Annotated in this window: 7 protein-coding genes; 4 read left to right on the top strand and 3 right to left on the bottom strand. The window is 60.0% G+C overall.

All coding sequences use genetic code 11. The features are described 5' to 3' along the window. The first annotated feature begins 125 nt into the window (after positions 1-125). On the top strand, positions 126-1,988 hold the full coding sequence (gene treZ, locus NW815_RS10325) for a malto-oligosyltrehalose trehalohydrolase (RefSeq protein ID WP_414388895.1): 1,863 nt from the start codon (positions 126-128) through the stop codon (positions 1,986-1,988). Positions 1,989-2,050: 62 nt separating this feature from the next. Here treZ and NW815_RS10320 read toward each other — a convergent pair whose 3' ends face one another. The 3 genes from NW815_RS10320 to NW815_RS10310 form a co-directional block, all read right to left on the bottom strand. Beyond that, positions 2,051-2,440, bottom strand: coding sequence for a hypothetical protein (locus NW815_RS10320; protein WP_414332498.1), 390 nt, complete (start codon positions 2,438-2,440; stop codon positions 2,051-2,053). A 296-nt stretch (positions 2,441-2,736) separates the two neighbouring features. Continuing rightward, positions 2,737-4,272: an NAD(P)/FAD-dependent oxidoreductase gene (locus NW815_RS10315; protein WP_414388893.1), complete on the bottom strand. Its 1,536-nt coding sequence runs from the start codon at positions 4,270-4,272 to the stop codon at positions 2,737-2,739. Positions 4,273-4,307: 35 nt separating this feature from the next. Beyond that, positions 4,308-5,630, bottom strand: a complete 1,323-nt coding sequence (locus tag NW815_RS10310) for a four-carbon acid sugar kinase family protein (RefSeq protein ID WP_414388891.1) — start codon at positions 5,628-5,630, stop codon at positions 4,308-4,310. Positions 5,631-5,838: 208 nt separating this feature from the next. Here NW815_RS10310 and phoU point away from each other — a divergent pair, with 208 nt between their 5' ends. The 3 genes from phoU to NW815_RS10295 all read left to right on the top strand — a co-directional run. Then, a complete protein-coding gene (gene phoU, locus NW815_RS10305; protein ID WP_414357802.1) occupies positions 5,839-6,480 on the top strand; it encodes a phosphate signaling complex protein PhoU in 642 nt (213 codons plus the stop codon). A gap of 67 nt (positions 6,481-6,547) precedes the next feature. Next, positions 6,548-8,833: a ribonuclease R family protein gene (locus NW815_RS10300; RefSeq protein WP_414415979.1), complete on the top strand. Its 2,286-nt coding sequence runs from the start codon at positions 6,548-6,550 to the stop codon at positions 8,831-8,833. Between the two features lie 199 nt (positions 8,834-9,032). Beyond that, positions 9,033-9,171 (top strand): Clp protease N-terminal domain-containing protein (locus NW815_RS10295; RefSeq protein ID WP_414415980.1); only part of this gene is annotated, 139 nt, incomplete at its 3' end.

Raw genomic sequence — 9,171 nt, 5'->3', positions numbered from 1 at the left:
CAGCAGTGTTCAGCGTAAATGTATCAGACCCATTCCACTATGGCAGAGGAGAAGCCAAAAACCCACTCTCCGGCCTTTGCCAGGCATGCTCGCTATAGTGGAAGCCGAGTTGCGGGATAGATTCTGTGTTGCAGGCTTCTCCTTTCTTCCAGGCCGGGCGGATGGGCGCCTATCCCCTGGGCTCAGGCTGCTATCACTTCTCGGTGTGGGCGCCCTTGGTTGAGCAGGTGGAGCTGAAGCTGCTCAGCCCTGTCCAACGTTGCTTTACTCTAGTGCGGGATGAGCAGGGCTATTGGCAGGGGGAGGTGGACGGGATCCCACCTGGGCCAGTGGACTACCTCTACCGCCTGCACACCTCAGCAGGGGTAGTGGAGCGGCCGGATCCCGCTTCCCGCTGCCAGCCCTACGGCGTCCACGGCCCTTCGCGGGTGGTGGATCCCCACTTCGACTGGCAGGATCAGGGGTGGAAGGGGATCCCCCTGTCTCAGTGGATCCTCTACGAGCTGCATGTGGGCACCTTTACCCCTGAGGGCACCTTTGCTGCTCTGATCCCTCGCCTGCCGGAGTTGGTGGAGTTGGGGGTAAACGTGCTGGAGCTGATGCCGGTGGCCCAGTTTCCAGGAGAGCGCAACTGGGGCTACGACGGCGTCTACCCCTACGCGGTGCAGACCAGCTATGGAGGAGCGGCAGGCTTCAAAGCCCTAGTCAATGCCTGCCACCAACTGGGTTTGGCCGTCATCTTGGATGTGGTCTACAACCACCTGGGGCCGGAGGGGAACTACCTGCGGGATTTTGGCCCCTACTTCACCGACAAGTACCACACCCCTTGGGGGGATGCCCTCAACTTCGACGACCGCTATTCTGACGGCGTGCGAGAGTTTTTCCTACAAAACGCCGAGTACTGGCTGGAGGAGTTTCATCTCGATGGGCTGCGGCTGGACGCGGTGCATGCCATCTACGACTTCAGCGCCTACCCCTTCTTGCAGGAATTGGCAGAGCAGGTGGATGCCCTAGAAGCTCGCACTGGCCGGCCCAGGGTTCTCATTGCCGAAAGCGACCTCAACGATGTCCGCCTCATCACCCCCCGAGAGCAAGGGGGCTACGGGCTAGATGCCCAGTGGTGCGATGACTTCCACCACTCACTTCACACCCTGCTTACCGGGGAAAAGACAGGCTACTACCAGGACTTTGGCGAATTGGAGCACCTGGCCAAGGCTTACCGGGAGAGCTACGTTTATTCTGGCCAGTACTCCTGCTACCGCGCCAGGCGTCACGGCAACTCCGCTGTTGGGCGACCGGGATCCCAATTTGTTGTCTGCATTCAAAACCACGACCAGGTGGGCAACCGCAGGCTGGGAGAGCGCCTTAGCCAGCTCACCTCTTTCGAGGGCCTCAAATTGGCTGCCGCTGCCCTGCTGCTAGCTCCCATGCTGCCGCTGCTATTTATGGGGGAAGAGTATGGGGAAGTGGCGCCATTTCTGTATTTTGTCAGCCACGGGGATCCCGATTTGGTGGAAGCGGTACGACAGGGACGCCGCCGCGAGTTCAGCGCCTTTGCCTGGCAGGGAGAGCCGCCGGATCCCCAAGCTGAAGAGACTTTCCTGCGCTCCAAGCTGAATTGGGACTTGAAAAAGGCCGGTCACCACCAGGTTCTCTGGAAGTGGTACCAGGCCCTGATCCGGCTGCGCAAAACCCAGCCGGCCCTCCAGCATCTGGAGCGGGACGGGGTGGAAGTGGAGCTCTTTTCCAACTCTGGCCTAGCTCTGCACCGCCGCCAGGGATCCCAGGCTTTGCTTGCCCTTTTCAATTTCAGCCCCGATCAGCCAGTCACCTATACCCAATGGCCCAGCGGCACCTGGGAGAAGCTTTTGGATAGCCACGAGGCCCAGTGGTTGGGCAAGGGATCCCAACTGCCGGCAGAAAGCCAAGGGGATCCGGTTGAGGTACTGGGCTATGGGGTGGGCCTCTATGGTGCTTTGCACCGCTAACGCAGATGGCTGCGGCCAGAAGGGAAATCTCGACCGCTCCAGACCTGGCAAACGGAAACGGTCTAGCCGATCTTCGCGCCGCGGAAATAGAGGGAGTCAGGCAAGGGCCTGCGGGCGAGGCTGGGATTTCGGGAAGGTTTGCTCACCGGTTGGCCGCGATAGGTCAGCTTGGGCTTGGCAGGGTTGCCCGTAGGAGCAGCCTCTGGTTGGGACTGCACGGGTACGCCCGGCGACAGTTGAGCCCACACTTCCGCGTGATTCTCAAACTGCACCACAATGCTAAGAAATCCCCTTTCAATGTCGGCGCGACAGGCAGATATCGCGTCTTGGGCGCGTTTGTACACTTGCCGAAGGGCGTAGAAGTGATTCTGAAACTTGATCACCTCCACCAAACCCTGAGGAGTCGAAGCCCAGAAGCCACTGTCTGCATCGCTGTAGTCGAGAATAACCATGGCTAACTCCTACACTGACGAGTGGATGGATAAAGAATTCCCAACTCTTCCACTATGGATATCAAACGTCGTGAAACGTAATGGTGAGCTTGATCACATTGACAATGTTTCGATATCTCTTGAGTGTCTTGATTGCAGCTATGTTGAATTACAGTAGTGCAACCGCTCCTTGGCTCTCAACTTTCCTCTTCCTAATGAGATAAAAACTGCGAGTTAGGGCCTCGGCGGTGCAGATTGTCAGGGGAACGTCTCAAGCTCGTTCAAAGCCCCTATTTTCAGATAGAATATCTACAGAATCACCATGGAAATAACTTGTAATCTTGACCGCAGCCGTAGCGCCAAGCCTCGCGGCGCCGCTTCCAGAAGTAGTCCTGGGGGTTGGTTTCCGGCTCCGGGCGATCTGTTAGCCTTTGCAGCAGCTCGTAGAGGCCAAGGGCACCAAAGTGGCCCGCCCATGCCACCAGCTCCGGCAACCCCAACCGAGGCAAAAGTCTGGCTACCAAGCTGGGATCCCGACGCGTCACCCCCCACAGGGCCTGGGCCAAGCCGCCAAACTGCACCACATCCTGCAAAAAGGGCTGCACCACCTGGGGGCCAGCGGCAACCATGGCCGCAAACACCCTGCTCAACAGGCGGTTAATGCTATTGGGATCCCAACTTTTGTTCTGCAGAGGGGGAATCATGGCCTTCTGAAATAGCCAGGTCACGGCCAAGTTGGGCTGGTAGGGTTGTAGCAAGACCAGGGCCGCCCGATCCAACTGCCGCTGTGCAAGGGCCTCGTGGATCCCCTGCTGTAGGCGATCCAGGTGGCGCAACATGGCGCCAAAGCCGCCAAAGCTTAGAGGCGACTGGCTGCCACTGCTATCCCCCACCGCCAATAGGCGATCCCAGGGCAGTTGCAGCGGGCTGCGGCGGTAGGCGGGGAAAACGCCACATAGCTTGCGCACCCAGCGGATCTGGGCCAGCTCCACCCCCTGGTAGGCTGGCAGCAGCCGGCAGTAATCCCGCCAGAGCTGCTCTAGACTAGGCCGCCGGGGATCCCGGTCGCAGTAGGTAAAAAGATAGGTGGTGCGCCCATCGCGGGCAGGGAAAGCTTCCCAAAAGGGCTGGTAGCCGTTCTGGGCCGGGGTAAAGCTGTAGAAGAGATCCCCGCTGGGTTGGTCTGGCAGCCCTTGGGCACAGGATCCCACCACCAGACAGACGCTATCTGGCGGCTGCCCTTGGCGAGCCTGGGCCGCGATGGGCGAGCGGTGCCCCATGGCATCCACCAGCAGTTGAGCACGGATCTGTCCCTTGGTGGTCTGGAGGCAGATCCCATCGGGGTGAACGGTGGCACTTTGAAAGGCAGTCTGCTCCCACACTTGGCCCCCCCAGGCCAGGAAATGCTGCTTGAGGAACTCCAGGAGGCTGACTGGATCCACGCCCACATTCAGCACTCCCTCCACCCACCAGTGGGGGCCCTCCCCAAAGCCAATCCGCCCCCTCGGGTAGTGGGTAACCTGGACTGCCTCCCACTCGGGCGGGGTAAGCAGCTCCAGCTCTAACAACACCTGCAGCTCCTGGTGTGAGGTGTTCCACTCCTGCTCCCGCCCCCGCAGGATCCCGCGCTCCAGCAGGATCACCCGCCAGCCCCGCTTGGCCAAAGCCGCCCCCAGAAGGATCCCCAAGGTGCCGCCGGCAATCACCACATCGGCATCCCAGGATTGGCTGCCCAAACGAGCGGAAGAAGGGTGAACCACTGCCGGGGGCAGTTCCGCCTGCGGCTGCCGCAGGGATCCCCACCAGGCATCCGAGGCGGGCAAGGCTTCCGGCGGGGGGACAACTTCAGCCATCGGCAGGAGGAACCCACAAGACCATCCTCTTCACCCTAAATCAAGCCCCGACTTTTGAGGCGACGGTGGAGCAAAAGCAGCGTATCCGCCTCGCCGACATTGCCCGGAAACAACACCACCGGCAGGTTGGGAAAGCGGGGATGGTCTGCCGGGGTGATCACCATCGAGATCCCAGGGTAGACTTGCCCCAGCAGACGCACCGCCGGCAAGTTGAGGCCAACGCTGAGGGTGTCGTTGGAGGTGATGCCGCCCTTGCTGATGAGATAGCCGATCCCTTCTGGCAGCCCCTGCACCACACCCATCAACAACCGGGAAACCTTCTGCCCAAAAGCTAGGCGCATTTCTACGGCGTCCTTTTCGAACGTCAGTTCCTCTCGGCTGGTGTAGACCACCGGCGTCAGACCCTTCTCGTAGGCGCTGTGAACTTGGGCCAGGATCCCTGGCAGCAGCTCCGCGTCGGGATCCAATAGTCGCCTCACCTCCACCTCGATGCCTTGGGTTTCAGGCTCCTGCAGAAGGCGGGCCAACTGCTGGCTGGACTTTTGCACATGGGATCCCACAATCACCACCCCTGGCCGATCTGAGCGGACAAACCGCCCCATCTGCTCTGGCAGAACCGGCTGTGGCGGCAATTGGGCCAGAGCCGTCAAGAGGCTGGCGGCGCTGCGGAACAAAAAGCGCTTCCCCTGCTCTATAGCCGCCCAAACATCCTGGGCAAAGCGATCCAGATCCGCCTGGGTTTCTCCATCCACCACACAGCAGACATTCCCCTCCAGACTCAAAAGCCGCTCCAGACAGCCGGCGCGAATCTGCTCTAGGGTCAATCGCTCCACCTGCTCAGCCCGGATCCGCCCCTGGGTTTTCTCCTGCACATAGTCCGGCAAATAGCTGTGGTGGTAGCCAAACACCGCATCCCGAGCAAACTCCGTCTCATGCACCGGCACCCAGCGCTCCCCCACCCGTAGGTAGTGGACACTGTTGCGGGTGATGCGCCCTCCCTCAAAAAAGGCCGGCACCAGAAAATGGGCATCGAAGGGCCCCAGCTCCGCTGCCATCACATCCGTTTCCAAGGGGTAATGCCCCCGCAGCGTCGAGTCGGAGCGGCTAACAAAAAGGGCCCGCTCCCACCCCAGCTCCCCCATGGCCTGCTTGAGGGCCCGGCAGACCGACCGCGTCACCTCTTCGGCCTTGGCCGGCGGCAGGGATCGGGTGTTGGTGAGGATAAAGCGAATTGGCGAGCTATCCTGCAACCCCAGCTTCAAAGTCTGCGGATCCCAGCGGGTGAGGAGCAAGCAACTGTGAACGGTTTGGGATCCGGTGGGATCATCGTCCAACACAATGATGGGGGGAAGAGCCATGAGACCGTCTCAATCGACAAAGCAACCCGAGAACTCCAGAGGACGAATCCCCCTCAGAGGGCAACCGCTATTTTCATCTTCCCCCAAGTTGGCCATCTTCCCTGCCCCTATTCCAGGCGAAGTTTGCCATGATTGAGATCAACTGGCTCTGTTGAATCCAAAACGACTGCAGACATTTCCCCCCTGCCCACATTCATGGGAGAAAGCCATGGGGCAAGCCGAGCTGCAACTTCACATCAAACGGGTACAGCAGGACGTGCTGCGCATGGGGGCGCTGGTGGAAAAGTCGGTGGTCTTGGCCCAGCAGGCCCTGTTTGAACAGAACTTGGCCGCCGCCGAACAGGTGATCGCCCAAGACAAGCAAATTGACCGTTTTTATCGTCAAATCGAGAAAGACTGTATTAATTTGATTGCCTTGCGCTCCCCGGTGGCGCGGGATCTGCGCTGGATCAGTACCCTGATGCAACTGGTACGCGATCTGGAGCGGATTGGCGACTACGCCAAAGATTTGGCCGAAGTGGCCCTGCGCTTGGTCATGTACCCGCCGCCCCCGGAGCTGGGTCGTATTCAGGTGATGATGCAGCGCTGCCAGAAAATGCTCAGCCACAGCCTGGTGGCCCTGACAGAATTGGACGCCGACCTGGGCCGACAACTGAAGCGGGAAGACGACGCCGTTGATGAAGATTACACTAACCTTTACAATACGTTGGCGCAGCAGTCTGACATTCGCGGATCGGTCGAGCCTATTCTATTGATGTTGCTGGCGATCCGTTACCTGGAGCGTCTGGCCGACCACAGCACCAACATCGGTCAGCGGGTAGCTTTTATCGTCACCGGCCAGCGTGACTAACGCCAACGGGTTGGGTCTTGCGATGTCTTAACCCCTCTTCTTCTCTCCTCTTTTGCCAATACCCAAAATGGACTTCTCTCGAATTTTTCAGCATTTTCTCTCTCAGCCTCCCGAGCAATTGACCGACAAAGATACTCTTCTTGCTCTCTTGCAGTCCGCCGACCCAGAAGCGCCGGAAATGCTGGAGATTGCCCTAGATGGCCTGGTGCGGGCCGGGTTTCTGGAACGACTAGGGGATCCCCCTCGCTATCGGCGCAAGCCGGACGAATCTTTGGTGGTGGGGCGTTTGCGCTGTTCCAGCAAAGGCTTTTGCTTCGCCATTCGGGACGAGCCGGGGGTGGAGGATGTGTACATCCACGGCAGCAACCTCAGCGGCGCCTGGAATGGGGATCAGGTGTTGGCGCGGGTCACCAAAGATGGCAACCGTCGCCGCAGTCCAGAAGGAGAGGTGGTGGCCGTTGTGGAGCGGGCCAATTCTGCCCTGGTGGGTCGCCTCAAACAGACGGAACAGGGTTTTCGGGTTGTGCCCTTGGATGACCGGCTGCTGTTCGAGCTGGCCCTGACGGAGGGATCCCCTGTCGAGCTGGCAGAGGGGCGGGTGGCCTATGTGGAGGTGGATCGCTACCCGCTGGGGGATCTACCCCCAACCGGAACCATTCGCAAAATCTTGGGCGACGGCCCAGAAGCCTCCATCGATGCAGATTTGGTCTGTTGCAAGTACGACCTGCCGCAGGAGTTTCCCGCCCCGGTGTTGGAGGCAGCAGCAGCTCTGCCCAAAAAGCTCAGCCGCTCTGACCAAAAGGGCCGCCGCGATCTGCGCGATTGGTTTTGCATCACTTTGGAGCCTTTGGATCTGCAGCATCCCCACGGCTTGGAACCCAACGTGGCTGTTTCCTTGCAGCGGCAAGAGAATGACCACTGGCTGCTGGGGATCCACATTGCCGACGTGGCCCATTGGCTGGATCCCGACCACCCCTTGGAGCAAGAGGCTCAGCAGCGGACGGCCACCGTCTACCTCGATACGATGGTGCTGCCTCTCTTTCCGCCGGAGGTGCACAACCGCCTGGCTCTGTTGCCACAGCAGGAGCGCTTGGCCTATTCACTGCTAGTGACCCTCGACCCAGAAGGGGTGGTACAAAACTTCGAGATTTACCCCAGCCTGGTGCAATCGCGGGCTCACCTGTCCTATGGTCAGGTGCAGGCTCTTTTGGCCACCACCGCCGACTTGGGCCCCGACGAAGAAGTGCCGGAGTTGATGGCCCTGCTGCAAAATCTGCTGCGCCTCAGCCAGATCCTACGGGCCAAACGTCACCAGGCGGGGGGATTTGACCTGCCCCTGTTGGATTTGCTCACTCCCCACTCTGCCGATGAAAGCGGCTACGGCCCCCTCTTGATCAGCGATCGCCTCGGCGCCCATGCCCTGATGACGGAAATTCTCCTGCTGGCCAACCAAATCCTGGGCCACCATTTGCGCCAGTTGGGGATCCCTTCTTTGGCCCGCGTGCAGCCTGCCCCTGCCGCCGAGGCCCTGCAGAGCTTTTTGCGCCTGGCCAATGCCATGAAGCTGGATCTGAATTTGCAAGATCCCGCTGTCGTAACTCTGGCGGACTGGCAGCGGATTTGTGCCCGCATCACCGCTCCCGATGTGTTGGCCTCTGGCGCGAGCCCGGCCTTGGTGGCGCAGATGCTGGCCACCTTGCCCCCGGTCGAGTATCGTCTTCAGCCTCTGGAAGAGCAACTCGGCCATTTTGGCTTGGGCCTCAAAGAACCCTACGCCACCTTTACGGCCCCCTTGCGCCGCTATGCCGACTTGCTCAATTTGCGTGCTCTGCACCTGGCCCTGAGCAAAGGACGCGATCGCCGCAGCCCTCGCTCCAAAACCGTGGTGGATCTGCACGGCCCCAGCGGCTACGGCCAAATCGACTGGCAGGTGTTGCCGCCCAAGGTGCAGGAGGAATGGCAGGCGTTTCTCCAGGCGCAACTGCCCAAAATTCAGGAGGGGTACCGGATCCGGCAGCAGGCGGAGCGGGAGCTGATGGGCCTGAAGCGCTCTGAGTTCATGCAAAAGCACCTGGGAGAGGTGTTCCCCGGCCTAATCATCGGTGTCCAGAACTACGGCTTTTTTGTCCAGGTGGATCCCATCTTGGCGGAAGGCTTGGTGCGGGTCAGCACCCTGAAAAACGATTGGTACGAGTACCGCAGCCGTCAGCAGGCGCTGGTGGGACGCAAGAGTCGGCGCCAGTTTCGCCTGGGGGATCGGGTGGAGGTGCAGATTAAGAACGTGGATTACTACCGCCAACAAATTGACCTGGCGGTAATCGGGGAAGGCCGTCCCTACGAAGAAGAAGAATAAGGCGGGGATCCCTCCATGGATCGCAGCTGGAGAGGACGGTTGTTGCGAACTCTGGCTCTGGCAAAATAGGCGATACCTAGATCAGGAAGATCCTACCGGAGCTTCCGGCACCCAGCTCTACTGCCCCGAAAGAGTCCAGGGTGCTCCCTGTGTCTGTATTGCCTTCCTATACTGAGTAGCAAAGCTCTGCCGAACTCCTATGCAGCCCACCAATCCCAACCAATTTACCGAAAAAGCTTGGAGCGCCATTGTCCAATCCCAAGATGTGGCCCGGCGGCACCAGCAGCAACAGTTGGAAACCGAGCATTTGCTGATCTCCCTTCTGGATCAAGAGGGGG

The organism is Synechococcus sp. R6-7 (assembly GCF_047461695.1).
GTDB lineage: Bacteria > Cyanobacteriota > Cyanobacteriia > Thermostichales > Thermostichaceae > Thermostichus.
The sequence above is the reverse complement of the archived record's forward strand: the minus strand, read 5'-3'. Positions and strand labels throughout refer to the sequence as shown.